Below are 26,231 nucleotides of genomic sequence, written 5' to 3'. Positions count from 1 at the left end.
AGTGTAGTTCATTTCAGCGGAAGAATAGCACAGAATTACCCAACCGAAATCGTAGAAATGTATAAGACATTCCGTAAAATCGACAAGCGATTCGTCTTTGCTTATCGGAACTTTGTCTGAGAAATTCTAAAACAAATTCATTATGAAAAATACAGTATTGATCACCGGAGCCTCATCGGGATTGGGAAAAGCAAGCGCTAAATTATTTCAGCAAAACGGATGGAATGTCATCGCCGCAATGCGTTCGCCGGAAAACGAAAAAGAACTGAATCTTCTTGAAAATGTTCTGTTGGTAAAACTGGATGTCACCAATCCACAGCAAATTCAGGAAGCGATAACAAAAGGAACAGGAACATTCGGCTCAATTGATGTTTTGTTGAACAGTGCAGGCTACGGATTGATGGGCGTTTTCGAATCTTCAAGTCCCGAACAGATTCAGAAACAGTTTGAAGTCAATGTTTTTGGTCTGATGAATGTTACCAAAGCCGTTTTACCGATAATGCGAACCCAGAAAAAAGGAACCATCATTAATATTTCTTCGTTCGGAGGAATTACAGCTGGACCTTTTGCAAGTTTGTACAACAGCTCGAAATTTGCAGTGGAAGGATTTTCAGAAGCTTTACATTTTGAAGTTTCGGCGTTTGGAATTAATATAAAAATCGTAGAACCGGGAAGTATTGCGACCAATTTCAGAAGCGGAATCGAAATGATTCAGAATACGATTGAAGAATATAATACGGAACTGGCAGCATTTATCCCGAAATTCACCAAACGGACAGAAGATCTTCCGAAAGCAAGCGCAGAAGAGGTTGCGGAAACTATTTTCGGAGCTGCAACGGATCAACTTCCAAAATTAAGATATGTAATTGGCGAAGATGCACAGTTTTATATCGATTTGAAAAACAAAAATTCTGAGGAAGATTTTTTGAGACTGATGCAGAATTAATCATTGTATTTTAAACCTCAAAAGTCACAAAAGATTTTAATATTGAATAAGCTTTAAAAAAGCTAACAAAACTTTAATAAAGTAAATCAATTATAATATTTTGTAAACTTTTGAATTCAATTTTTTCAAATATTTCTTTTGAGACTTTTGTGGTAAAAAATGTCGTGTAATGAATATTATCTTTAATTTTAACTAAAATCAGAAAAATGTCAGAAGCTTTTATTTCCATAAAATCTGTTGCAGACCTTCATCATTTTTACAATTACAGAAGTCCAAAACATCCTTTGATTACGGTAATTGATTTGAAAAATGTAAGCCGTTCCGACGAAAATTTTGCAGACTATCTGTACAGCCTTGATTTATACACGATTGTTTACAAAAAATTTAAAGGAAGTTTAAAATATGGACGCTCAAATTATGATTTTCAGGAAGGAACTTTGATGTTTACCGCTCCGAATCAGGTGATGAGTCCGAGTGCGGATACAGAGATTGAGGAAGGTTGGTTTCTGGCATTTCATCCTGATTTTATTTATGGTTCAGATTTAGGTAAAAAAATTCAGAAGTACAGTTTTTTTCAATACGAAAGCAATGAGGCGCTTCACATTTCAGAAGATGAAAAAGTTTTGCTTGATGAAGTGATTGCAAGAATTAAAAAAGAATATTCCCAGAATATTGACCGCCATACGCAGGGATTGATTTTAAATCAGATTGAAATGCTTTTGAACTACTCCGACCGATTTTATGACAGGCAGTTTTTCACCCGCAACAAAACAGGAAACGATATAACACAACGTTTTGAAAGTCTCCTTAATGATTTTTTTAATGATGACCATTTGATAGAAAAAGGGATTCCCGAAGTAAAATATTTCGCCGAAAAACTGAATCTTTCTTCTAACTATTTATCAGATTTGCTCAGTAAATTTACAGGCAAAACGACGATAGAACACATCCATTTGAAGTTGGTCGACAAGGCAAAAAATATCCTCTTGGGAACCACAAAATCGGTAAGCGAAATTGCTTACGAACTCGGTTTTGAACATCCCTCCCATTTCACCAAAATTTTCAAAACAAAAGCCGGAATTTCTCCATTACACTTCAGAAAACAGTTTCCTGAGCAAAATTGAAACATTCAAAATTACTTAAACGCTTCCTTTTTATACTGAACAGGCGTTACCCCCACCACTTTTTTGAATAATCGGGTAAAGTAAGACGGACTTTCGAAGCCTAAATCGTAGGCAATTCCTGCGACATTACTTTCTGAGCTCAATAAGAGATTTTTTGCTTCTTTAATTAAGTAAATATGAACGTGCTCCAATGCCGTTTTTCCGGTTTCCTGTTTTAGAATATCACTTAAATATCGGGGCGAAACTGCTAATTCGTTTGCCATAAAATTGACGGTAGGCAGACCATCTTCCACGTGTTTATTTTCCTTAAAATAATTATCTAAAACCGTAAGGAATTTTTTAACCATTGTTCCGGAAACGTTGGAACTTCGATCGATGAACTGTCTTTTATAAAAACGGTCAGAATATTTTAAAATAGAATCGATATGCGAAAGGATAATTTCCCTGCTGAATTCATCAGAGTTTTCTTCATACTCTCTTCTGATTTTCTCGTAAAGTTCCCACATAATCACTTCTTCCGAAGGCGAAATATGAAGGGCTTCATTAATTTCATATTCAAAATAGCCGTATTTTTTGATCTGTTCATTCAACGGATGTCCCGACAGGTAATCTTCGTGAAAAAACATTACAAAACCCTTTTCGGCAAACTGTACATTTTGCACCTCAATAATCTGTCTGGGCTTCATAAAAACCGCAGAACCGTTATTGTGATCGTATTTGGTCTTTCCATACAACACGTAACCGGATTTGATCTTCTTTAAACCAATCATATAAAAATCTCCTGTAAAACGGTCTTCCCCTACAGAGTACGTCATCAGTTCTTTACAGGTCATCAAACTCAAAAGAGGATTTTTCGGAGGCTCGAAACCGCTTTTTTCGTGCAGCTCTGTGATACTTTTATAGTGATTGATTTTTTCCATATTTATTGGGGTTAGAAGTTTTAAGTATGATCAAATTTAGTAAATAAAAAGGAGCTTTTATATCTTGGATTTTATAAGATGAGAAGGAATTTCTATATTGCTGACAATTGCTTTTCTAAACAGTAAAATGACAATAAACAATGTTGTAACAATAATAAAATTAACCAGCGAAAATGCCTGAATATCTTTAATTTCAAATACATTGATTAATCCGTAACCTGCAACTGAGCTTACCACATACACACCACCGCCCGTCAAACCGCTTGCAATACCTGCATTTGCCGTGAATCTCTGCAAACTGTACGCATAAACATTGTTGAAAATGAAACCCGATAAAAGATGTAGTGATAAAGTGAATGCGAGTAAAAATACCAATCCGTCATACTTTGAAGTGACGGCAAACATTGCAAAAACAATGAGTAGCTGTAAAATTATTGCCGTATTTATTTTCTTGAAAAGTCCTTTCTTAATCATTAATTTAGAAATAATTCCGCCACTCATCAAAGCAATTCCGGAAGCCAACGAACTGTATCCTGTAACGACAGGTGAAAATCCGTATATTTTTTCGATAATAAACGGGCTTACCATTCCATAAATTACCAGAAGTGAATAACTTAAACCAATAATGATTAATCCCAAATAAAAATCAGGCGTTCCCAACATTTTCCTGTAAACTGCTGCGATTTCTTTTCTTTTAAATACCTGAAAATTCTGTAGAGATTCTCCTGTAAACCGAAGTTCAAAAAATAAAATAATAACGGTAAGAATTCCCAAAAGATAAAAGTTAGACCGCCATCCGAAAAGCACCTGCAAGTAACCTCCGATAAACGGCGCAACAATAGGTGCAGTCGCCCAGACAATCGAAAAAAGACTGGTGTAGTGTTTCAGTTTTTCACCTTTGTAGAGGTCAACAAAAAAAGCTCTTTTCCCAACAATAATTAATGAAACCGTGATTCCCTGAACGATTCTCATTAAATAAATCACATCAATTTCCGGAACTAAAGCAATAATAAAACTTGCCAAAGAAAAGGTAATCAACGCAAAAATATTGATTCTGTACCTTCCAAAACTGTCGAGGATACTTCCGATAAAAAGCTGGCTGAATCCCGAACTTACCATAAATAAAAGCAACGAAATCTGCACTTTTTCGACCGGAACATTCAGATCTTCTGCCATTGCCGGAAGTGACGGAATGTAAATATCCGTTGTCAACCCACCCAACGGAATGAGTATAAATGCCAGCAATGTACTGATGTATAAATATTTTGTATTTTGAAATTTCATCGTGATAATTGATTTTATGTGGAAAAACCCTTACATTTTTAAACAAAAAAGTAAATCCAATCTTAAGTCGGATTTACTTAATTTTTCACACTTGAAATTATCCGTGCGCAGCTTCGGAAACCTCTTTCCAGTCGTTCCAGACCTGGAGTTTTTCTGCGTACACTCTTTCCGTTTTTCTCAATCCTACTTTTCCTAAGAATAAACGAAGGGGTGGATTCTCACTGTCAATTAATTTCAAAATTGCAGGAACCGTTGCTTCCGGCTTTCCATAATCTTCCGGTAATAATCCTTCAGCTTCTCCCAAACTTGATTTCAAAGCATCGTAAGCCGGAATGGCATCGCCGTGAACGGCTGAACTTCCACCGAAATCGGTTGTATATCCGTTGGGCTCAATCATCGTTACATTAATTCCGAACGGTTTTACTTCTGTTGCCAAAGCTTCGCTGAAGCCTTCTACTGCAAATTTTGTCGCATTATAAATTCCTAAAGTCGGCAAACTCCAAACACCCAAAACGCTCGATAGCTGAATCACATGGCCGCTTCCCTGTGTTCTGAAAATTGGCAAAGCCGCCTGTGTTACCCAAAGTGTCCCGAAAACATTGGCTTCAAAAACATCTTTTGTTACTTTTTCTCCCACTTCTTCCACTGCTCCGAAAACACCGTAGCCGGCGTTATTGATGATAACATCTAAATTTCCGAAGTGATTCTTCGCTTTATTTACCGCTTCAAAAACCGCTTCTCTGTTGGTAATATCTAAAGAAATAGGGAGAAAAGTTTCGGGATATTGTTCTGCCAAATCTTTATAAGCTTCAATATTTCTTGATGTTGCGGCTACTTTATCACCTCTTTTAAGGAATGCTTCTGTCCAAAGTTTTCCAAATCCTCTTGATGCTCCTGTGATAAAAATTGTCTTTTCCATTTTTAAAAATTTTAATTGTTTTGTTTTTTAATTTTATAGGACAAAGTTATCTCGCATCGAAGCCAAACTTGTAGCTCAAATCAGCGGAAGAATAGCACAGAATTACGGAATGTTTTTTAGTTTTAAACTTTAAAATAAAATCGGAAGAAAATTCTGCCTATTAATTCAATCACAAATATGAAATAAAGCTTACATATAATTTTATGTATTTCCAAGCCAAATTATCCCGCAGTAGTCTATTTCACATGCGAAGAATTAAATTGAAAAATTTTGCATTGTATCCATAAATTATGACTTAGCGATCAACATCTCAATGTCTGCTAATCGCTGGCTAAAGAGTTCTGTAACGTTTACAAACGCATAAATGACGTCAACTAAATACAGCGGATGCCATTTTAATTACTTTGAATAATTGTTTATTATTACTATATATTTTAAATATATCTGATAAAGTCTTTGATACATACCATATACTTTTGTACAGATTAATAATATTTTTTCAAATAGGAAAATTTAAACATGTAGTTGCATCAATTTATTTTGGTAGAAAATTCATTGATTGGCAAACGAGCCTTTGGAACCGATGCTAAATAATCATTGTCAGAATCCCGATAGCCCAATGACAAGATTACCGATGCATGCAGCCCTTGTATATTTGTAACCAAGTGACAAAAAGTTATAGTGACAAACGAGTAACCAAGTGAATGGTATGGAACAAGAATTTGATTTAGTTAAGGATTGCAGTCAAAAAATAATGGCAATCAGTGATACAATGGAAATTTTAAATGGAAAGTGGAAAATGTCCATTATTGCTTGCTTGTGCTATAAACCTATGCGGTATTCTGAGCTTCTGAAAGAGGTTAAGGGAATTTCCGGCAAGATGCTCAGTCGTGAATTAAAGGATTTAGAAATCAATGAATTAATTGAACGCAATGTATTGAATATGGCACCTGTAGCTGTAGAATATCAAATTACAGAATATGGAAAATCTCTTAAACAACTTACCAATACTATAGCAGACTGGGGATTTATACATAGAAAAAGGATCATATCCGGAATGAATAATAAAATTTAACAAGGAAGTGTAAAATAATTTTTATAAACGTTGATGTTCTAAATACTTTTTTTCTCTCTCTCAAATTGATGTAAAATGGTCATGGCAACAAAATTTGAATCTCCCAATTTAATTTCAATATGTTTTTAATGAGAAAAAATATCATAGTATTTTTTTCTTTATCAGAAAACTATTATACGCAGACAATTGTCTGATTTCATTTTTATAACTTAAATGTTAGTTAATACTTCCAAAATATTATTTTATATCTTCTAATAAATGGTTTTAATAGAGTCTTGTTAAGGTCACAAACGCCCAAATGGATGTAATATAAGCCATTTTTTATACCAGAATAATCTAGATTAATCTTTTTTAATGTTTTAGTAAATTTAGTTTTTCAAATATTAAAGTAAACATTAAATATGGTTATTTAAAATTTATATCGTAATATTGCAATATAAAAATATCATATATGGGACTTACTAAAACAGAAATATTTACAGATGAGCAAAATAACCTGGCCTCTCTCTTTAAAGTTTTGGCACATCCTGCAAGAATTGCAATCCTCCAATACATCATTAATCAGAAAGCTTGTATCTGTAATGACTTAGTGGATGAACTTGGACTGGCACAGGCAACGATCTCTCAACATTTGAAAGAATTGAAAAGTATCGGGATTATTCAAGGGACTATCGAGGGAAAATCTGTTTGCTATTGTATCGAAGATAAAAAATGGAAAGAGGTTCAAGGATTGTTCAATCAATTCTTTGAACAAGATGTAAAAGTTGGGCAATGTTGCTAACAACTTTTTTTATGCTTTTTATTATCGTCATATTGCAATATACAAATAATACAATATCAATATTAATTATTATGAAACTATCACTAATCAAAACAATCTTACCTACACTGAACAATGTCGAATTTCAGTTAGAGAATGGAAAATTTGTCCCTGAGCATTTCCACGTTACAGAAATAGGGGTTATCACAAAGAATTTTATAGACTGCGGTGGCAATACAAGAAATGAAAAGGTTGTCAATTTCCAATTGTGGGATGCGAACGACTTTGAACATAGATTGAAACCTACCAAACTCTTAGACATCATCTCTCTGTGCGAAGACAAACTGGGAATCGAAGATTCAGATATAGAAGTTGAATATCAAAGCGAAACCATTGGCAAATATGATTTGGATTTTAACGGAAATAATTTTGTACTGAAAAATAAACAAACTGCTTGTCTGGCAAATGAAGCTTGCGGAATTCCAGCAGAAAATCAAACTGTAGAACCATCTGATTTGAATACTTCGTGCTGTACTCCCAAGTCAGGTTGTTGCTAAAAAAAAGACTGCATTATGGAAATCAAACCTATAACCAATGACAACTTTTCGGAAGTAATAGAAATCTACAATCAAGGCTTGTCGACCAACATAGCCACTTTTCAGAACGATTCCGCACAATGGGAGGAATGGGATAAAGGACATCTCGATTTTTGTAGAATCGGCATTTATGAAAATGGCAAGATAATTGGCTGGGCATCTTTGACACCGGTTTCAAGCAGATGCGTTTATGCTGGTGTTGCAGAGGTAAGCATTTATATTGCGCAAGACGAGCGAGGTAAAGGAGTTGGGAAAACTCTTTTGGCTGAATTAATTCAACAGAGCGAAGAAAACGGCATTTGGACATTGCAGTCTGGTATATTCGCCGAAAATGAAAACAGTATCAAGTTGCACAAGAAATGCGGATTCCGATTAGTTGGTTATCGAGAGAAGATAGGTAAGAAAAATGGGGTTTGGAAGAATAACGTCCTTATGGAACGTAGAAGCAAAAATATCGGAATAGATTAATAATCAATAAAACTTAAACAACAATTATGTATTCAGAATTAACAAATACTATTGAACAATTGCATTATCAAAACATCAGCGAGGAAAGAAAAATCACATTGCAACCATTAATTGATTTTGTACAGCAAAAAATGGATGAAGGAAAAGATATTAATATCAATTTCATTTGTACACATAACTCGCGTAGAAGCCATCTATCACAAATCTGGGCGCAAGCTGGAGCTGCCTATTTTAATATTCCAAACGTACATTGTTATTCGGGAGGTACAGAAGAAACAGCATTATTTCCAAAAGTGGCTGAGACGCTGATTAATCAAGGCTTTAATATCTTCAAAATTGCACATGGAAATAACCCTGTATATTCTATTAAGTACAACGATGATTCGTTACCTGTAATTGGATTTTCAAAAAAGTATGATAGCGTGTTCAATCCAACAGCTGGGTTTGTTGCAATTATGACCTGTTCTCAAGCAGACGGAGGCTGCCCTTTAATCGCTGGAGCAGAGAAAAGAATCCCTATCACATTTGAAGACCCTAAAATCTCTGATAATACATCACAGCAGTCACAAGTATATGCAGACAGAAGTTTGCAGATAGCTTCTGAAATGTTCTACGTTTTCTCTAAGATTAAAAAGTAGTTTTATGCAACCAAAACTAAAATTTATTGACCGCTATCTTACCTTATGGATATTCCTTGCAATGGCAACAGGTATAGGCTTAGGATATTTCTTTCCTGCAATTTCACAAATCACAAATGCAATGTCAGTAGGAACGACAAATATTCCATTGGCAATAGGTTTGATTTTGATGATGTACCCTCCTTTGGCAAAAGTTGATTACTCATTATTACCTCAAGCTTTCAAAGATAAAAAAGTAATAGGTCTTTGGTTATTTCTCAATTGGTTTGTTGGTACGATGCTGATGTTTGGATTAGCTGTTTTGTTCTTACGAAATGAACCCGATTATATGACAGGATTGATACTGATAGGCTTGGCGAGATGTATTGCAATGGTCATTGTTTGGAGTGATTTAGCAAAAGCAAACAGAGAATATACCGCTATGTTGGTTGCATTGAACAGTATTTTCCAAGTTGTTTCTTACAGTTTTTTAGTTTGGCTTTTCATCAATATATTGCCAAGCAAATTAAGTTTAGCCAACTTCAATGTAACTGTATCAATGAAAGATGTTACAGAAAGTGTGTTGATTTATTTAGGTATTCCATTTCTGGCAGGTTTCCTAAGTCGTTACTTTCTTATTAAATCGAAAGGTATAGAATGGTATAACAGAAAGTTTATTCCAAGAATATCACCAGTTACATTGTATCCTTTACTATTTACTATAGTAACTATGTTTAGTTTGAAAGGAGATAAAATATTAGAACTGCCAATGGATGTGATAAAAGTTGCCATACCGTTGGTTATTTATTTTGTACTAATGTTTTTTGTCAGCTTCTTTATCAACAAATCTTTAAACATACCCTATGATAAAAATGCCTCAATCGCATTTACTGCTACTGGCAATAATTTCGAATTGGCGATAGCAGTAGCAATAGCAGTTTTTGGCATTCACTCTCCACAAGCTTTCGTAGGTGTTATCGGACCGTTGGTGGAAGTTCCTGTGCTTATCTTATTGGTAAAAGCCAGTTTGTGGCTAAAGAAAAAATACTACTAATATTAAGACAATCGAAGTAGACAAAAGCCAAGCTATACCAACTTCATTTGTTTAGAATGTTAAAAATTATATTGCAAAAAAAAATAACTATCAGAAATTGAATGGTAAATTGACGGTAGACAATTCTTGTTTAATTTGGCTCAAACGAATTAAATCATCTACAAAAGTGTTTGTATAGACATACGTCAACGTCCCTTGGCAGGACTATAAAAATCCAATTTGATAAAATATTAAAAGATAATCCCATCTTGATTATGAGATGGGATTGTAATTATCATAATTATGAAATCTTACATTAGTTGTCACATTTCTCTCCAAGTTTGCTTTTTAGAATCGACATATCATCACTCACCTTCTTATCTAAAATCTTAGCATAATATTGAGTAGTTTTTATGTTCGTATGACCTAACATTTTGCTTACACTCTCTATCGGAACGCCATTAGACAATGTAACTGTCGTCCCAAAAGTGTGCCTTGCAATGTGAAATGTCAATTCTTTGTTAATTCCACAAATATTGGCAATTTCTTTGAGATAGGAGTTCATTTTCTGATTACTAAGAACAGGAAACAAGACATTTAAATTTACACATTCAGGATGTTCTTCATATTTTAAAATCAGTTCTTGTGCTAGCGGTAATAATGGAACTCTTGTTGAGTATTTGTTTTCTGGCGATTTGTAAATATCCATTTGTCGCCATCTATTCCAAAATTAATGAGATTTAGATAATTTCTTCACATCAACATAAGCAAAGCCAGTATAACAACTAAAAAGGAAAATATCACGTACTTGACTCAATCTCTCTGATGCAAATTCTTTGTCATAAATCGCTTGAATTTCCTCTTTTGTGAGATAAGGACGTTCCACGACTTTAAGTTTTGCTTTGTAGCCCAGAAAAGGATCTTTTGATAGCCAACCGTTTGCCATACATAGCCGCATAATCTTTTTGAAATTCTTGATATATTTTATTGCAGTATTATTAGCGCATTTTCGCTCACTACGAAGCCAGAAATCGTAATCCATAATAAAAGCGTGATCGATCTTTGTAATATCAATGTCTGAAATTTTATATTTCCAATTTAGAAATTCCTGCGTGTGTTTCAAGGAAGTTTTGTATCGTTCCAATGTACCTGGAGCAAAATCCTGACCTATTAATGCTTCAACTTTATCATTGTGATCCTGAAAAATAGGAATGAGCATTCTTGTGGTAACATCAGTTCCAAGTAGTTTAGATTTTAAACTCTCTGCTGTTACGAAGTCTTCTTCTTTGAGCATCAAGTAATGGAAATCGTAAACTTGCTGTTCCAAAGTTTTAAGGTAAGAGTTCAGTGTTTTGGCTTCTTGACTATTACCTACGGCTTTCTGTGATTTATTATCCCATTTCTTTGGATCGATATACCTTTTAGCTGCAATCTCTGCAGCCTTGCCGTCTATCGTAATTCTTAAGTAGATAGGAGCAGTTCCGTTTGTTCTGATTTTATTCTTTTTTATAAAGAATAACAGGTTGAATGTTTTGTTCATTGTGTGATAACTTTAATTGTTTAATAATTTACTTTTTGTTACCACTTTTTGCAAGATGTTCAATCGTTAGACTCCCTATTGGTAGGGCTTTCCCTGATTTTTCGTGACCCATTTTTGTGTTTTTTTGAATGGGACACGAAATAGGACATATAAATAGTGACCTATTTTATTTTTTTTATACTGTGCTCAAACAAAAAACGCTGTAAACATTGATGTTTACAGCGTTTTAGCTTATTTTGGTTTCTAACCTGGCGGAGAGTGAGGGATTCGAACCCCCGGACCTGTTACAGTCAACAGTTTTCAAGACTGCCGCAATCGACCACTCTGCCAACTCTCCTTTGAAACTCCGATTATATCGTTGTTTTCAGTGGTGCAAATATAGAAACATTTTTAATACCGACCAAATATTTTTTTGATAAACATTAAGGAAAATCGGTATAATTCTAAAATTCAATAGAATAAAATTGATCTATTTTTTTTAAAATCATATTTCCATTTCCTCAACTTCCGCTTCTTCATACGTTACAGGATCAATTTCTTCCTGATAATGCTCCCAGTCGGCTTCTAGCTGGCGGTTATTTTTCATCTCATCTTCCAATTTTTTTGTTTCACGGAATTGTTTTGCTTCCGCAGCTAACGTCCATTTACACGCTACTCCGATGGATTCAACATAATTTTTAATATCACTGATGCTTAATCTGAAGAATTCTTTTCTTGGATTAATTTTATTCAACTGACTTTTAAGAAACTTTCGGTGCAGCTGTTTTTCCAGTGCCGGAGCATCTTCGGAATAGATCATCGCATGAACATCAAACTCAAAAGGCACACTCGCATCACCCAATTCACGAACACGATCCATCGGTTCCAGCCTTCTCGTCATCCCAATTTTATACACATCTTCGCCAAAAGAGCCAATATTCGAAATAATATACACATTTCCCGTTCGGGTTTGCTGTGCCATAGAAATCGCCCTTTGATTTTTCTCTTCTGCCACTTCTAATTTCTGCTGCAATTCATCAAGTTTTTGCTGGAAAAGCAATTTCTGTTCTTCATTTGCCTTGGCGACTTGTGATTCTGCTTTTTCAATCAGTTTTTTCAACGTTAGCTCCTCTTTTTCGGCTTCTTTCATTGCCTTTTCGTAATCTCTACGGGCTCTCTCTTCTTCGCGAATCTGCTCACGGATCTGTCGTTGTTCTTCCTGTTCCTGAGATTTTAATTCCTGAATAATACATGCCCACTTTAGTTCTTCCAATCTTGCGTGATGATAAACCTCGGAAATTCTTGCTTTTCTAAATGCTAATCCGTTAAAATTCACCAATTCAAAAGCATCATTTATTTTCTGTTTTAAAATTCCGAAATTATCCTTTTTCACCGATGCCATAATTGAATCTACTTTTCCGTTGTAAGCATCAATCACAAAATCGATGGCGGTATTTCTTCTTTCCTCATCCATATATTCACAGATTCCGGCCTGTCGGGAAATGATCATCTTTTTATTATTTTCGCGAAGTTTTTTCAATGTTTCACCCGCTTCTTTATGACTGTAATCACGGGCTAAATCATCCAATAAAGTATATGTTGGAACCAAATATTCATTTCCATATCCTTTGATTACATTTTTCATGGCCTGAATTCTATTTTCAATCTGATCGGCTTCTCTCAAACTTCGATAGGCATCGCCACCAATAGATTCAGCTTTTAACTCTGCGGTTTCAACAATACGTTTTGCTTCGTTTACTGCATTTTCAAACAACAAAGCGATTTCACGGTTCTTCTTTTCATTGTATTCTTTGGTTGCTCTTCGGGATTCTTTCGCTTCATTTTGAGCATCAATAAGATCCTGCTGTGTTCTTTCAATTAATTTTCGACTGTCTTTTTCTGCTTTCTGCAAAAGATATTCACACTCCACTTTTACATCAATGATATCCTGATATTTCTTTAAAGCGTCATTATTAGTCTGAACTTTTAAAATCTTAATATCCAAATCTCTTCTTTCAATTTTAAGATTTGTCACTTCTGTTTTTAGACTTTGATTTTTTTCATGAAGTAATTTTTTATCAGATTCTAAAGTATCATTAGTCGTTTGAATCTGTCTAATTTTAGCATCTAAATTTCTTCTTTCAACCTGAAGATTCACTACTTCCGTTTTCAAACTTTTATTTTTATCATTCAACGATCTCGTATCTGATTCAAATCTAAAAATTTCGGTTCTGAGTTGTCCGATCTCAACATTCAAACTGGTGATTTGAGCATCTTTTTGCAGCAATTCTTTCTTTAATTTATTTGATTTGGCAACAAAAAAGAAAACAACGCCAATTAAAATAATAATGAGTAATATTTCCATGGTATAATCTAAATAGTTTTAAACTTTAAATTGATGAGCAATATTAGTTAAAAATCATTTCTATTCTTTACGTGAAACCGTAATGAGTTGTACCCCAACTCCAATAATTTTGTCATTATAAAAACAAAAAATAATCATCATGGGCTGGAGCTATAGAAAAAGAATCAAAATAATTCCCGGAGTTCATTTGAATATCAGCAAAAGAGGAATTTCCACAACTATTGGTGTTCGTGGTGCAAGTGTAAATTTCAGTTCTTCTGGAGCAAGAGTTAATACAAGTATTATGGGATTTTCAAACTCTTACAATATTTCGAATTCGCGAAGAAGATCAAATGGAAATACTTCACGACCACAGAATAATTTCAACCCAGAACCTTATTTTAGTGATAATATTTTCAGCGCAGAAGTACATGAAATAACGAGCCAAAATATGCAAGGTATTAAAGAATCTATAATTATGGCTCAAAATCAAAAACATGAACTTAGAAAGGATTTATCGAAAATTGAAAGAACCTTAACATTCACAAAAACAAAGAAAACAATAAGTTATATTTTTTTATATGGTTTTATTAACAAGAAAATTCCCAACAACCTAAATATCGACATTAAAGCACAACGAGAGGCAATTATTAAAACAAAAAATCAAATTGAGAATAGTATTGTTAATCTTGAAATTGATTTTGATCTTGATATTAAAAGAAAATTTGATCAATTATATCAGGCTTTCGCCAGACTCTCAACAAGTCGAAAAATTTGGGATATTACCAGCGCTCATTATCAAGATCGAGTGGTAACACGCTCATCGGCAAATACTTTAGTAAAAAGAATTGATGTTAATTTTTCGGTAAAATCTCTTCCCTTTATCAAATCAGAATATCAAGCTTTGTACTTTAAAAATGCGAATGGTGCAGATTTATATTTTTATCCGACATTTGTTGTAATGTATACAAGTGATTCTAATTTTGCTATTATTGGTATTGATGAACTTCATCTTTTTCAATCAAATGTACGTTTTACAGAAACATCAGCCGTTCCCTCCGATTCAAAAATCATTGATCGAACTTGGGCAAAAGTAAATAGAAACGGAACACGAGATAAAAGATTCAAAAATAATTTTCAGATACCCGTAGTTCGTTATGGAACAATTCAATTGAAAACCAGAACCGGACTTAATGAAGAATATCAATTCAGTAATTTAGAATTCACAGAAGCATTTGGAAAAGCTTTCAGAGATTATCAGGCAGAATTTAAGAGTAAAATATATTAATGAAATTCACTACTCATATTAAAAACACTGCATAATAGACCAAATAAAACAAAAACCTTCAAAATCACTTGAAGGTTTTTTATTATATCTAAATTTCAGGAATCTCAACTTCCAAAATCTTCAATCTATATTCCGAAAGCTGATTCATTAAATAAATATCCGTCCTGAAAAATCCGGATTCTTTAAACAAATTTTCATAATATTCTACGCCAAGCAAAAGATTTTGTTTAAAAGAACTCCATTTTTTTATTTGGGCATTGGTAATATTTCCGATGAAGTCATAGAGTTCTTTCTTCAAATGTTCAACATACATTTTAAGCTCATTGATAAACATATTCGGACGATTTTTATCCCCTAAAATATCATCATTTCCGTAAATATGCTGAACCATTTTGGAAAGCGAAACTTCCTGATCAAAAAAAGCAAGATTAGGTCCCGGACAAATCACGACGCCCTGTTTTTCACCTTTTATTTCAAGATTATTTTCAATATAGGCAGAATTGACCAAACCTACACACAGACAGGCTTTTTCAGCTATATTTTCTTTTCTGTTTTGATATTCAATCTCATTCAGCTGCTGTTTTTCCGTTTCCAATTCAGTAAATTTAATATCCTGAAACTTTTTAGAAGCGGTGCAAATTCCTTCCGAAGAATATTCTTTACTCAGTGCCAGTAATTTTTTCGGGCAAGAACTTCCGTAACGGTTTTTCTTTTCTTTTTTCTTTCTTATGATTTCATTGGATGTACCTTTAACGGTATTAAAAGGAACACCCAGCGGTGAAAGATTACTCAGATAAAAATCTTTTTCTTTAGATTGTAAAAGCAAATTTCGCGTTTCAGAATCCACCGAAGTCGCTTCCGGAACCAGTAAAAATGGGGAACCCCAACCGATACTGTCAACGTTATAATTTTGCAAAAGAAAATCATGTTCTTCCGATGTCCCTACGCCGCCCTGAACGGTAATTTTCATTTCCAACGGCTCAGAAATAGTAAATTTTCCTTTTTGTTCTAAAGCTTTTATCATCAATTGGTGTGCTGAATCGATAAGTTCATTTTTCTTTTGCTTAAACTCTTCCATAATCGGTCCTAAAAGCAGACCTTCTGTCGCAAAAGCATGCCCGCCACAATTTAACCCCGATTCAATTCTGTATTCTGAAACCCAGAGTCCTTTTTTGGCTAAAAAATTTCCCTGAATCATCGCAGAACGAAAATCACTGACTTTAAGAATAATTTTCTTTTTCAGCTGACCATTTTCATTCGGAAAAAAATCATCAAATTCTTCGATATAACTGTATAATCGAGGATTCATTCCTGCAGAAAGTACCATGGAAGAAGATAATTTACTGTTCGCAAAACCGCGTAAAGAAGCATGGGCATCATTATAGATTACAGGCAATTGCTGTTTATCTTTAAAATTGTCCTTGTCCACTTTCGTCATGATATTAACATCAATACTTCCCGGAGAAAGATGGGTTTCGATGAAATTTTTAATGGTAGAAGCCAGTTCGTTCCGGTTCAGAAAATTCTGCAAACCGTCTTTCAGCTCTGAAGTATTGGGAAGCATTTCCATGAAGCTTTTCAGAGCCGTTCTGTTTTTGGAAATCTCTTCTTTAAATGTCTCAAATTTTTCATTCACGATATCATCTACCATATCAAGATAATCTGTGATTCTCTTGGCGCGGTAGTCGTCTATCTTTGTTGAAATACTTAAGTAATTCAGATTAAACTTCTTACTGTAAAAATTTTTCATTTTTTCTATAATCTCATCATCAATTATAGAAACTACGGAAGATATTCCGTATTGTGCCACACGAATAGGACTATCTATCGTATACGCTAATCCCATTACGGGAATATGGAAATTGTGCAAAGGTTTTTTGATCATTTTTATATTAATTAAATCAATTATTTACCTCTAAATTCCCATCAACTAATTCACTACTGCAAAAGTATTGGATTTAAATCAATTATGTATTAAATAATAAAAATATTTATACAAATCAGGTAAAAAATCATCCGCAAAATCTTTCAAAACCATTAATTCTATTAACAATTCGTTAAAACAACCTTAATCTTATATTCAAAGGATTTTCTAAACTACCGTTTAATTTTGCCAGAATTTAAATCTAAAGAAAGAAAAGTGAAGAAAATTTTAACTTCTGTTTTATTGTGTGCTTCTATTTATTTTTATGCACAGAGTGGTACAGTTTCAGGGAATATTAATGATGATTCTAAAATCGCATTGCCCGGAGCCAAAATTGCCCTGACACCGGGGAATATTTACACCACATCAGACGAACACGGAAATTTTATTTTCCTGAATGTGCCGGCCGGAACTTATACCATGAAAGTAGATTATTTAGGCTACGGAGCGCATGAATACAACGTAACTGTAGAATCTGATAAAAATACAAAACAGAATATTGTTTTTGCTAAAAAAGAGACAACCATTCAGGAAGTTGTGGTAAGCGGCGGAACGCTGAAAAACCAGGCAAGAGCTTTAAACAAACAGAAAAACAACGCCAATATCACGAATGTGATTTCTTCTGACCAAGTCGGCCGTTTTCCGGATGCCAATATCGGTGATGCTTTGAAGCGTGTTCCGGGAATTACCATCCAGAACGATCAAGGCGAAGCGAGAAATTTAATTATCAGAGGTTTGGCGCCTAATTTAAATTCTGTAACGCTGAACGGCGACAGAATTCCGTCTGCTGAAGGGGACAACAGAAATGTTCAGATGGATTTGATCCCTTCTGATATGATTTCTACCATTGAAGTGAATAAAACCTTAACTCCCGATATGGATGCCGATGCGATCGGAGGTTCTGTAAACCTTATTACAAGAGCTTCTCCGAACGGTCGAAGAATTTCTGCAACTTTAGCTGGAGGTTACAACCCCATTCGTGAAAAAGGAAATTATACTGCTGGATTGGTGTATGGTGACCGTTTTTTAAACAAAAAATTGGGTGCAGTTTTCAGTTTTTCTTATAACAACAACAATTTTGGATCTGATAATATTGAACCTACCTGGAGCCTTGCCAATGATGCTGCACAAACGGCTTATGTGAGCAAAATGGGGATCCGTTATTATGATGTTCAGCGTATCCGACATAGTTTTGATCTTAATCTTGATTATGAATTCAATTCTAAAAACAAGATCTATGCTTCGGCGATGTATAATTTCAGAACCGACAGAGAAAACCGTTATGCTTTAGGTTATAAAATTAAGCCTACTTACAACGACGACGAAACGGAGATCACAGGTTGGAAAGGAAGCATGACAAGACAGAATAAAGGCGGAGATTTCAATAATGACAATTCTCGTCTCGAAAGACAGAAAGTTCAGAATTACGCATTGCGCGGAGAGCACGTTTTAGGTTCAAAAATAGATTTGGACTGGTCGATGAACTACGCCATGGCAAGCGAGAAAAAACCGCATCAGCGTTATATTGAATTTGAAAGTGATGGATTGAAATTCAACACCGATTTCAGTGATTCTTACAGACCGATGATCTCAACAATTGGTGCCGAAAATCTTGGAAATTATTCATTAAGTGATCTTTCTGATGCAAACGATTTCACTCAGGAAAAAGAATTTGGAGCTAAAGTGAATTTACGTTTTCCGTTTTCTGTAATTCAGGATCAGAAAGGTAGAATTCGTGTGGGAGGACGACTTCGTTTAAAGGAAAAAGAAAGAGTAAATGATTATTATGCTTTTGAGGCTATTAATGATATGGGAAGCTTACTTTCTGTTCCAACTGTTAATTTAAACGGAAACAATTTTCAGGCAGGAAACTATGTTCCGGGAACTTTTGTAAACCCTTCTTATATGGGAGGTTTGGATTTATTTAATCCTAATTTATTCAACGGAGAATTGAGACCTGAAGAATTTCTTTCCAGCAATTACAGCGCAAAAGAGAATATTTACGCAGGGTATATCCGATGGGATCAGGATTTTAACGATAAATTATCCATGATTATTGGAGCCCGTGTTGAAACCACAAAAATTGATTATACAGGAAATTATGTGATGGATGAAGAAGATTTAGTTGGAAAAATTTCCAATATGAATACGTATACCAACGTGCTTCCTAACTTGTCTTTCAAATATGTTCCGATGCAGGACTTAGTGCTTCGTGCCGCTTTCACAACGGCTCTGGCACGACCTAACTATTATTCGCTGGTTCCTTATTTAAATGTAATTTCAGGTGATGAAACCATCGCAGCCGGAAACCCGAATCTGAAAGCTACTTACGCTTACAATTTGGATTTTATGGCGGAGAAATATTTCAAATCAGTCGGAATTCTTTCGGGAGGTCTTTTCTATAAAAACCTAAACAATTTTATTTATACTTATACTAAAAGAAACTATTCTGCAAACGATTTTGCGAATGATTTTGCAGGGCAATCCAATCCTATTCCGGCTGGACAAAACAACTGGAGATTTACCCAACAGAGAAATGGAGATAATGTAGATATCTATGGTTTTGAAGTGGCATTGCAAAGACAGCTAGACTTTATTCCTGGAGCGTTTTGGAAAGGTTTGGGAGTGTATATAAACTATACTTATACAAAATCTAAAGCCAAAGGAATTACTAATGAAGACGGTGATGAAAGAACAGATGTTGGACTGCCGGGCGCTGCGCCACATATGTTCAACGGGTCGCTTTCGTGGGAAAACAAGCGTTTTTCAGCAAGAGTTTCCATGAATTATGCGTCTCATTATATCGATGAATTGGGTGGAAATGCTTTTGAAGACCGTTATTATGACAAACAGATTTTCCTTGATGCCAATGCTTCATACAAAATTACAAGTCAGTTGAGAGTTTTTGCTGAAGCGAATAATTTAACCAATCAGCCGTTAAGATATTATCAGGGAATCCAAAGCAGAACTGCACAGGCTGAATATTACAGACCAAGATTTACTATGGGTGTGAAATTTGATTTTTAATTAAAAAATACCATCCTTTGTCATCTGCAATTAGAAAAATTTAAATGAAAAGAGTCAATTATATTATCGCGCTATCCGTTTTACCGTTTGTACTCAGCTGTATCGGACAAAGCCAGTTAGGAAAAAAATTAAAACCAAGTGCGATCACAGAAACAGTGGTTCACGATACGGATGATCCCGCAATTTGGATCAATCCTCAGGATGCATCAAAAAGTATCATCATTGGTACAGACAAAGATACCGACGGTGGCTTGTACGCTTTTGATCTGGACGGGAAGATCATTAATAAAGTTGTAGGATTAAAACGTCCCAACAATGTAGATCTTGAATACGGATTTACTTTAAACGGAAAAAAAATCGATTTTGCTGCCGTTACCGAAAGAGAGACCAATAAAGTGAAATTATATGCTCTTCCTGATTTAAAACAAGTGGGAGAATTCTCTGTTTTTGACGGCGAAACTGAACGTGGACCGATGGGAATTTCAATCTATAAAAATCCTCAGACTGAAGAAATTTTTGTGATTGCCGGAAGAAAATCAGGACCAAGTGACGGCTATCTTTGGCAATATAAATTAGTTGAAAAAGACGGAAAAATAACCGGTGAAGTTGTAAGAAAGTTCGGAAAATACAGCGGCTTGAAAGAGATTGAAAGTATCGCGGTTGATGATGAAATGGGTTATATTTATTATTCTGATGAAAAGTTTGGTGTTCACCAATATTACGCGGACCCGGCAAAAGGAAATGAAGAATTAGCCGTTTTCGGAAAAGGAGATTTTAAATCTGATGTGGAAGGAATTTCCATTTATCCTACTTCGTCGAATACGGGTTATATTTTAGTTTCCAATCAGCAGAAAGATACTTTTAATGTTTATTTAAGAGAAAATCCGTCGAAAGGAATGATCGCCGAAATTCCTGTTTCTACAAAGGAAAGTGATGGTTCAGAAGTTACGAATGTGAATTTAGGCTCCAAATATCCGAAAGGTATTTTTGTAGCGATGAGCAACGGTCGCGTTTTTCATATCTATGACTGGAGAAATGTGGAAGAAAAAATTAAAGCATATATGAAGTAGTTTAAAATAAAATTCATACTAACAAATTGTGAAAACCATTGTAATCTTATTGATTTGCAATGGTTTTTATTTTGAAACAATCTAAATTGACAGATCAGCATTAAACTTTAATTTTCCTTCCATCAAAATCAAATCAAGATCAGTTATTATGCTAAACTCTATTAAATTATATTAACTTTTAATAATAAATTTAATTTTCACTATTTAATCATTATATTTACGCACTTATTCAGGCCTCTAACATTTAAAATACTGAATATCAAAGTGTAAATGACAAGCAAGATTATCGGCGTAGGAAACTACATCCCTTCAGAAACGATTACCAATTTATTTTTTGATAACCATCTATTTCTGAGTCAGGATGGGAATGCTTTAAAAGAAAATAATGCAACCATTACTTCAAAACTCAAAAAAATCACCGGAATTGAAGAAAGAAGGTATGCGAGTGTCGATCAGGTAACTTCTGATTTGGGATTAATAGCCGCTCAAAAGGCCATTGAAGATTCAGGAATTGATCCCGAAACGCTAGATTATATCATATTTGCTCATAATTTTGGTGATGTAAAATTCGGAACTGTGCAATCGGATGCCGTGCCTTGTCTTGCGGCGCGAGTGAAACATTTACTTCAGATAAAAAATAATTTTTGTGTTGCCTATGATGTTCTGTTCGGTTGTCCGGGCTGGATTGAAGGCGTAATTCAGGCAAATGCTTTCATCAGATCAGGAATTGCTAAGAAATGTTTAGTAATCGGTGCTGAAACACTTTCCCGAGTGGTTGATATTCACGACAGAGACAGTATGATCTATGCTGATGGCGCAGGAGCTGTTGTTTTAGAAACGACTGATGATGATTCGGGCATAAAATCTCACCTTTCGGCTTCTTATACTTTCAAAGAAAAAGATTATTTATATTTCGGCAAATCCTATAATAATGAAGGATGCCAGGATACTCGATATATTAAAATGGATGGTAGAAAGATTTATGAATTTGCTTTGGTAAACGTTCCGGATGCGATGAAACAGTGTCTTGATAAAAGTGGATATTCTATTGATCAGTTGAATAAAATCATTATTCATCAGGCTAATGAAAAGATGGATGAAGCGATTGTTGAAAGATTTTTCCAACTGTATGACAGGTCTGTTCCCGAAAATGTAATGCCGATGGTTATTGAAAAATTAGGAAACAGCAGTGTGGCAACTATTCCTTCTTTGTTATCGATGATTCTGAAGGATGAATTAGACCTTCATCAGATCGAAAAAGGAGATATTGTACTTTTTGCTTCTGTTGGCGCAGGAATGAATATTAATGCAATTGTTTATAAATTTTAATTGAATAAGTCAAATTTTGGCTAGGTTAAATTCATGCTATAATTCATAGTAAATCAGTTGATAAAGATTTGAAATCATCCGAAATTAGGAAAAAAGTTGTGGCAAAAATCAAATTGTCATAGCTTTGTTTTTCTCTAATTTATTTCAATGAAAAATTTCAGTCTTATCATCGGAAGCTGTGCGCTGGCTTTAATGACTTCGTGCAAAACAGCAGCATCAGGGACTTCAACTCAACATACGGCTTACGAAAATCTTACTCGTGACGGGAAAATATATGCCGCTTTCTATCAGCAAAGAGCCGCGGAATATGAAGCGCTTTGTCTTCAGGCTTATAATATTGCAAAATTGCGTCTGGATGAAGCTTTAGCACAAAAATCAAATAAACCTTTAGCCATTGTTTCAGATATTGACGAGACTTTTCTTGATAATTCCTATTACGCTGTTGAAAGAGCAAAAATGGGGAAAGGTTACGATCAGAAAACCTGGGAAGAATGGACTGCAAAAGGTGCCGCCACTCCGTTGACCGGTTCTCAGGAGTTTTACCAATATGCGGCAAGCAAAGGGGTTCAGGTATATTATGTAACCAACCGTACAGAAAATGAACGTGCCGGAACTTTGAAAAATCTGAAAAAATATAATTTCCCACTTCAGAATGAAAATAACCTGATCGTACGTTCTAAAGAAAGCAGTAAAGAAACGAGGCGAAATGATATTGCTAAAAATTATAATATTGTTTTATTTTTAGGCGATAATCTTGCAGATTTCTCTAATATTTTTGATAAAAAAACGGAAGTTGAAAGATCATCTGCTGTAAAAAATTCAGCTAATGAGTTTGGAAAGAAATTCATTATTATTCCTAATGTAGGCTATGGTGATTGGGAATCTTCATTTTATCATTACAAATACGATTATACCGATCAGCAAAAAGATTCAATGATGTATGATGCTGTGAAATCTAATCCTTAAAATTAAAGTAAAAAGGTAAAAGTAAAAAGAGCCAAGTGGTTGGAGAGAATATTTCAAAATATTTTATTTGACTAGAAATGATAGACGGATGGATTATAGGCAAAACTTTTAAGGTTTATTTTCTATCCGTCTATTGTCTTACATATTTCTATTTCTTCGAAGTTTTCACTTTCAAAAACGTATACGCCAAACCTAAACCAAGCCCTGCTAACATGGCTATTTTTGTATTTTTGGACGGAACAGGTAAAATAGTTTCCCCGTAAATTCTATGAGGTTCTGAAGAAGGTTCAAGTACATTCCCTGAATCTGGCGGCGCATTTTTAACCCTCATCATCAGTCGCATTCCCGCTGATGCTGTGTTGATAATCGGTTTTGGAAATAAACCATATATATTTTTAAGCATCAGAGAAGTAAAATCCGGAAACAGATCTTTTCTTGGATTTTTTGCCAGCTCCACAATTTTCGCGGCGGTATCTCTCGGATCTGCTGCAAATGGGGGAATTTTAAAATCCAATCCCGAAAATTTTGCCGAATGCATATTTCCTGTAGAACGTTGAATTTGAGGATATAAATTACAAATATGAATATTCTTAAAATCTGAAATTTCGCCGTGAAGACACTCCATCATTCCGCGGATTCCAAATTTTGTAGCCGAATAAACCGCGCTGTAGGGAGCCGGCATGAACCCGCCAATAGAAACATTATTGATTAGGATTCCATCTTCCTGTTTTTTGAAAATAGGCAACACGCTGTAAGCTCCGTGCATATATCCGAAAAGATTGGTTTTAATGACCTGTTCATTAATATCCATTGGAATTTCTTCAAATTTACCGCTTGACATGACGCCTGCATTGTTCACCCAAATATCTATTCTTCCGTTAAATTGTAATGCTTTATTGGCCAAATTCTGAACATCGGAAGCAATCGAAACATCCGTCGGAATACCTTTGGCACCCACTCCTAAGTCTCTGCATAAGGCAACAGTTTCGTCCAGTGCTTCCTGCCCTCTCGCCGCAATGATAATATTACAGCCTTCCAATGCGAAGGCTTCTGCAGTCGCACGTCCTACTCCACTTGTTCCTCCTGTTATAACGACCGTTTTCCCTATAAGACTTTCTCTAAAAGCTTCTTTTGATTTCATATTATACTAATTTTGGTGATTCTGTTTGTAAAATCAACCTATTATCATGCCATAAAAAGAATTCATTAAAATCATAAATTAGATTAAAATAAAACTCGGGCAAATCTTCGATTTGCCCGAGCCTTTATAAATACCAGTCTTTATATCTTTTTAACGCTTCCAGAAAATAATAATCTGCATAAATCAATGGGACATCAATCTCCGAATTCAAAGGAAGTCCACCTGTGCTGTGCATTAATAAGAAACCGCCGTTTTCATTCAGTTTCGCATGATACTTTTCGGTGGATAAATTCACAATCATCTGTTTCGCAGTTAGAATATATCTACTCTTTTCTTCTCCATTTGAGTATTGTCCTAGTTCAAGTAAAGCAGAAGCTATAATCGCTGCAGCCGAAGCATCTCTGGGAACATCCGGAATTTTAGGATCATTAAAATCCCAATACGGAATCTTATCTTCAGGCATCGCAGGATTATTCAAAATAAATTTAGCAATATTCTGAGCCTGCTGTAAATATTTTCTATCTTTCGTCATTCGATACATCATCGTATAACCATACAAAGCCCAACCCTGACCTCGTGCCCAAGCTGAAGAATCCGCATATCCCTGAAATGTTTTTTTGCTTAAAACATCTCCCGTATTCACATCATAATCAATCACATGATACGAACTAAAATCTGGACGGAAATGATTTCTTATGGTGGTATTGGCATGGGTAACAGCCACTTCTTTAAGCTTTTTAGAGCCTCCATTTTGAGACGCCCACATCAACATTTCAAGGTTCATCATATTATCAATAATCACTGGACCTTTGAAATCAGCCATTTTATCCCAAGAAAGAATAGCCTTCATTTTCGGACGAAATCTTGTTGAAAGGGACTCGGCTGAAGTAAGAATCACATTTTTATATTCAGGATTTTTAGTAATTCTGTACGCGTTTCCGAAGCTGCAAAACATCATAAAACCCAAATCGTGATCTCGGGTAAAGGTTTTATTGGATTCAATAATTTTCAATCTTTGTTCGGCTTCTTTTTTTATTTCAGGATCTTTCGTCTGCTCAAAAATCATCCAAAGAGAACCCGGATAAAAGCCTGAACACCACCACGAAATATCTTTTGTGATTAATTTTCCGTTTTTATAAGATTGAGGCATTTGATCAGCGGGAACCGTTTTCATTAAATATTTATATTGCTGATTGGCAAATTCGAATTCATTTTGAATCAGTTTAGACATCTCTTTTTTACTTTGGGCAAAAAAGGAAATGTTTAAACATGTGAAAGCAGCAATGGCTATTTTTTGTAAAATCATTTTCTAAAAATTGCTGTACAATTTACTTATTTTTTAATGATCGACTTACAATTTTGTAAGTCCTTTCAAGAGAAGATTCCACTTTTTACCTTTGATACAAATTAAATCAAAGAAATGGAATTATCAGAAAACATTACGGCTTTTCACCATGTTTCAATTAAAGCGCAGAATTTTGAAGAAACAATTGTTTTTTATGAAAAGTTAGGATTTACAGTCGCTCACGATTGGTCGTTACCGGAATTTAGCCTTGAAAAATGCGCGATGCTTCATCATCCAAACATCAATTATTATCTTGAAATATGTGATAAAAATGCAGATATGCCAACACAGGGAAGAAAGCGAATGGAAAATGAAGAATATGTTGAAAATGCTTTACTTCATATCTGTTTTATTGTAAAAAATGCAGAAACAGCGAGAGAAAAAGCAATAGAATGCGGCGCAAAAGACCTTAGCAAAGGAACTTTTCAATTAGATTTAATCAATAAAAATAAATCGGTGACCGTAAAAAACAGCTTGGTCTACAGTCCGAATGGAGAAGTTATTGAATTTTTGGAAAATGTAAATTTTAGTTAATA

At 34.7% G+C, this 26,231-nt stretch carries 23 protein-coding genes and 1 tRNA gene; 14 read left to right on the top strand and 10 right to left on the bottom strand.

What is annotated here, in order from left to right; all coding sequences use genetic code 11:
- Positions 1 to 142: 142 nt before the first annotated feature.
- Both OXQ85_RS19135 and OXQ85_RS19130 read left to right on the top strand, forming a co-directional pair.
- Complete coding sequence (locus tag OXQ85_RS19135) at positions 143 to 946, top strand: SDR family oxidoreductase (protein ID WP_267406550.1); 804 nt, start codon at positions 143 to 145, stop codon at positions 944 to 946.
- Positions 947 to 1,152: 206 nt separating this feature from the next.
- Complete coding sequence (locus OXQ85_RS19130; RefSeq protein WP_267406548.1) at positions 1,153 to 2,070, top strand: helix-turn-helix domain-containing protein; 918 nt, start codon at positions 1,153 to 1,155, stop codon at positions 2,068 to 2,070.
- A gap of 11 nt (positions 2,071 to 2,081) precedes the next feature.
- Here the strand turns inward: OXQ85_RS19130 and OXQ85_RS19125 are convergent, their stop codons facing one another.
- The 3 genes from OXQ85_RS19125 to OXQ85_RS19115 form a co-directional block, all read right to left on the bottom strand.
- A complete protein-coding gene (locus tag OXQ85_RS19125; protein WP_267406547.1) occupies positions 2,082 to 2,990 on the bottom strand; it encodes a helix-turn-helix domain-containing protein in 909 nt (302 codons plus the stop codon).
- A 57-nt stretch (positions 2,991 to 3,047) separates the two neighbouring features.
- Entirely contained in the window at positions 3,048 to 4,274 is a 1,227-nt protein-coding gene (locus OXQ85_RS19120; protein ID WP_267406546.1) for an MFS transporter, read from the bottom strand.
- A gap of 97 nt (positions 4,275 to 4,371) precedes the next feature.
- A complete protein-coding gene (locus OXQ85_RS19115) occupies positions 4,372 to 5,193 on the bottom strand; it encodes an SDR family NAD(P)-dependent oxidoreductase (RefSeq protein ID WP_267406545.1) in 822 nt (273 codons plus the stop codon).
- 709 nt (positions 5,194 to 5,902) lie between these two features.
- On the opposite strand from OXQ85_RS19115, the gene OXQ85_RS19110 reads away from it, so the two are divergent.
- The 6 genes from OXQ85_RS19110 (at position 5,903) to arsB (ending at position 9,763) form a co-directional block, all read left to right on the top strand.
- Complete coding sequence (locus OXQ85_RS19110; protein WP_267406544.1) at positions 5,903 to 6,268, top strand: helix-turn-helix domain-containing protein; 366 nt, start codon at positions 5,903 to 5,905, stop codon at positions 6,266 to 6,268.
- A gap of 451 nt (positions 6,269 to 6,719) precedes the next feature.
- Positions 6,720 to 7,049 (top strand): metalloregulator ArsR/SmtB family transcription factor, encoded by a 330-nt coding sequence (locus OXQ85_RS19105; RefSeq protein WP_267406542.1) that lies wholly within the window; start codon positions 6,720 to 6,722, stop codon positions 7,047 to 7,049.
- 71 nt (positions 7,050 to 7,120) lie between these two features.
- Positions 7,121 to 7,585 carry a DUF6428 family protein gene (locus OXQ85_RS19100; RefSeq protein ID WP_267406541.1) on the top strand — a complete coding sequence of 155 codons (465 nt, stop codon included), beginning with the start codon at positions 7,121 to 7,123 and terminating at the stop codon, positions 7,583 to 7,585.
- A 15-nt stretch (positions 7,586 to 7,600) separates the two neighbouring features.
- A complete protein-coding gene (locus tag OXQ85_RS19095; RefSeq protein WP_267406539.1) occupies positions 7,601 to 8,092 on the top strand; it encodes a GNAT family N-acetyltransferase in 492 nt (163 codons plus the stop codon).
- 26 nt (positions 8,093 to 8,118) lie between these two features.
- Positions 8,119 to 8,730, top strand: a complete 612-nt coding sequence (locus OXQ85_RS19090) for a protein-tyrosine-phosphatase (RefSeq protein WP_267406538.1) — start codon at positions 8,119 to 8,121, stop codon at positions 8,728 to 8,730.
- Between the two features lie 4 nt (positions 8,731 to 8,734).
- Positions 8,735 to 9,763, top strand: coding sequence for an ACR3 family arsenite efflux transporter (gene arsB / locus OXQ85_RS19085; protein ID WP_267406536.1), 1,029 nt, complete (start codon positions 8,735 to 8,737; stop codon positions 9,761 to 9,763).
- 295 nt (positions 9,764 to 10,058) lie between these two features.
- On the opposite strand, the gene OXQ85_RS20730 is transcribed toward arsB, so the two are convergent.
- The 4 genes from OXQ85_RS20730 to OXQ85_RS19070 all read right to left on the bottom strand — a co-directional run bounded on the left by OXQ85_RS20730 (position 10,059) and on the right by OXQ85_RS19070 (position 13,626).
- On the bottom strand, positions 10,059 to 10,451 hold the full coding sequence (locus tag OXQ85_RS20730) for a site-specific integrase (protein ID WP_346659719.1): 393 nt from the start codon (positions 10,449 to 10,451) through the stop codon (positions 10,059 to 10,061).
- A 21-nt stretch (positions 10,452 to 10,472) separates the two neighbouring features.
- Entirely contained in the window at positions 10,473 to 11,282 is an 810-nt protein-coding gene (locus OXQ85_RS19080) for a site-specific integrase (protein WP_346659718.1), read from the bottom strand.
- A gap of 249 nt (positions 11,283 to 11,531) precedes the next feature.
- A tRNA-Ser gene (locus OXQ85_RS19075) sits at positions 11,532 to 11,619 on the bottom strand.
- A 147-nt stretch (positions 11,620 to 11,766) separates the two neighbouring features.
- Positions 11,767 to 13,626: a DUF4041 domain-containing protein gene (locus OXQ85_RS19070; protein ID WP_267406535.1), complete on the bottom strand. Its 1,860-nt coding sequence runs from the start codon at positions 13,624 to 13,626 to the stop codon at positions 11,767 to 11,769.
- Positions 13,627 to 13,765: 139 nt separating this feature from the next.
- On the opposite strand from OXQ85_RS19070, the gene OXQ85_RS19065 reads away from it, so the two are divergent.
- Positions 13,766 to 14,893, top strand: a complete 1,128-nt coding sequence (locus OXQ85_RS19065; protein WP_267406533.1) for a DUF4236 domain-containing protein — start codon at positions 13,766 to 13,768, stop codon at positions 14,891 to 14,893.
- Positions 14,894 to 14,981: 88 nt separating this feature from the next.
- Here the strand turns inward: OXQ85_RS19065 and OXQ85_RS19060 are convergent, their stop codons facing one another.
- A complete protein-coding gene (locus OXQ85_RS19060; protein ID WP_267406532.1) occupies positions 14,982 to 16,778 on the bottom strand; it encodes a hypothetical protein in 1,797 nt (598 codons plus the stop codon).
- A gap of 255 nt (positions 16,779 to 17,033) precedes the next feature.
- Between OXQ85_RS19060 and OXQ85_RS19055 the strand changes: the two genes are divergently transcribed.
- The 4 genes from OXQ85_RS19055 (at position 17,034) to OXQ85_RS19040 (ending at position 23,209) form a co-directional block, all read left to right on the top strand.
- Positions 17,034 to 19,844, top strand: a complete 2,811-nt coding sequence (locus OXQ85_RS19055; RefSeq protein ID WP_267406531.1) for a TonB-dependent receptor — start codon at positions 17,034 to 17,036, stop codon at positions 19,842 to 19,844.
- 44 nt (positions 19,845 to 19,888) lie between these two features.
- Complete coding sequence (locus OXQ85_RS19050) at positions 19,889 to 20,914, top strand: phytase (RefSeq protein ID WP_267406530.1); 1,026 nt, start codon at positions 19,889 to 19,891, stop codon at positions 20,912 to 20,914.
- A gap of 270 nt (positions 20,915 to 21,184) precedes the next feature.
- A complete protein-coding gene (locus tag OXQ85_RS19045) occupies positions 21,185 to 22,243 on the top strand; it encodes a ketoacyl-ACP synthase III (RefSeq protein ID WP_267406529.1) in 1,059 nt (352 codons plus the stop codon).
- A gap of 147 nt (positions 22,244 to 22,390) precedes the next feature.
- On the top strand, positions 22,391 to 23,209 hold the full coding sequence (locus tag OXQ85_RS19040; protein WP_267406528.1) for a 5'-nucleotidase, lipoprotein e(P4) family: 819 nt from the start codon (positions 22,391 to 22,393) through the stop codon (positions 23,207 to 23,209).
- A 148-nt stretch (positions 23,210 to 23,357) separates the two neighbouring features.
- On the opposite strand, the gene OXQ85_RS19035 is transcribed toward OXQ85_RS19040, so the two are convergent.
- Together OXQ85_RS19035 and OXQ85_RS19030 are read right to left on the bottom strand one after the other, a co-directional pair.
- Positions 23,358 to 24,350 (bottom strand): SDR family NAD(P)-dependent oxidoreductase, encoded by a 993-nt coding sequence (locus OXQ85_RS19035; protein WP_267406527.1) that lies wholly within the window; start codon positions 24,348 to 24,350, stop codon positions 23,358 to 23,360.
- A 124-nt stretch (positions 24,351 to 24,474) separates the two neighbouring features.
- On the bottom strand, positions 24,475 to 25,656 hold the full coding sequence (locus OXQ85_RS19030; protein WP_267406525.1) for a glycoside hydrolase family 88 protein: 1,182 nt from the start codon (positions 25,654 to 25,656) through the stop codon (positions 24,475 to 24,477).
- 114 nt (positions 25,657 to 25,770) lie between these two features.
- Between OXQ85_RS19030 and OXQ85_RS19025 the strand changes: the two genes are divergently transcribed.
- Positions 25,771 to 26,229: a VOC family protein gene (locus OXQ85_RS19025; protein ID WP_267406524.1), complete on the top strand. Its 459-nt coding sequence runs from the start codon at positions 25,771 to 25,773 to the stop codon at positions 26,227 to 26,229.
- Positions 26,230 to 26,231: the final 2 nt, after the last annotated feature.

It is taken from the genome of Chryseobacterium sp. GM_Chr_2 (genome assembly GCF_026540445.1).
Taxonomy (GTDB): Bacteria; Bacteroidota; Bacteroidia; order Flavobacteriales; family Weeksellaceae; genus Chryseobacterium.
Note: the sequence above shows the minus strand (reverse complement) of the source record. Positions and strands in the feature narration are given on the sequence as shown.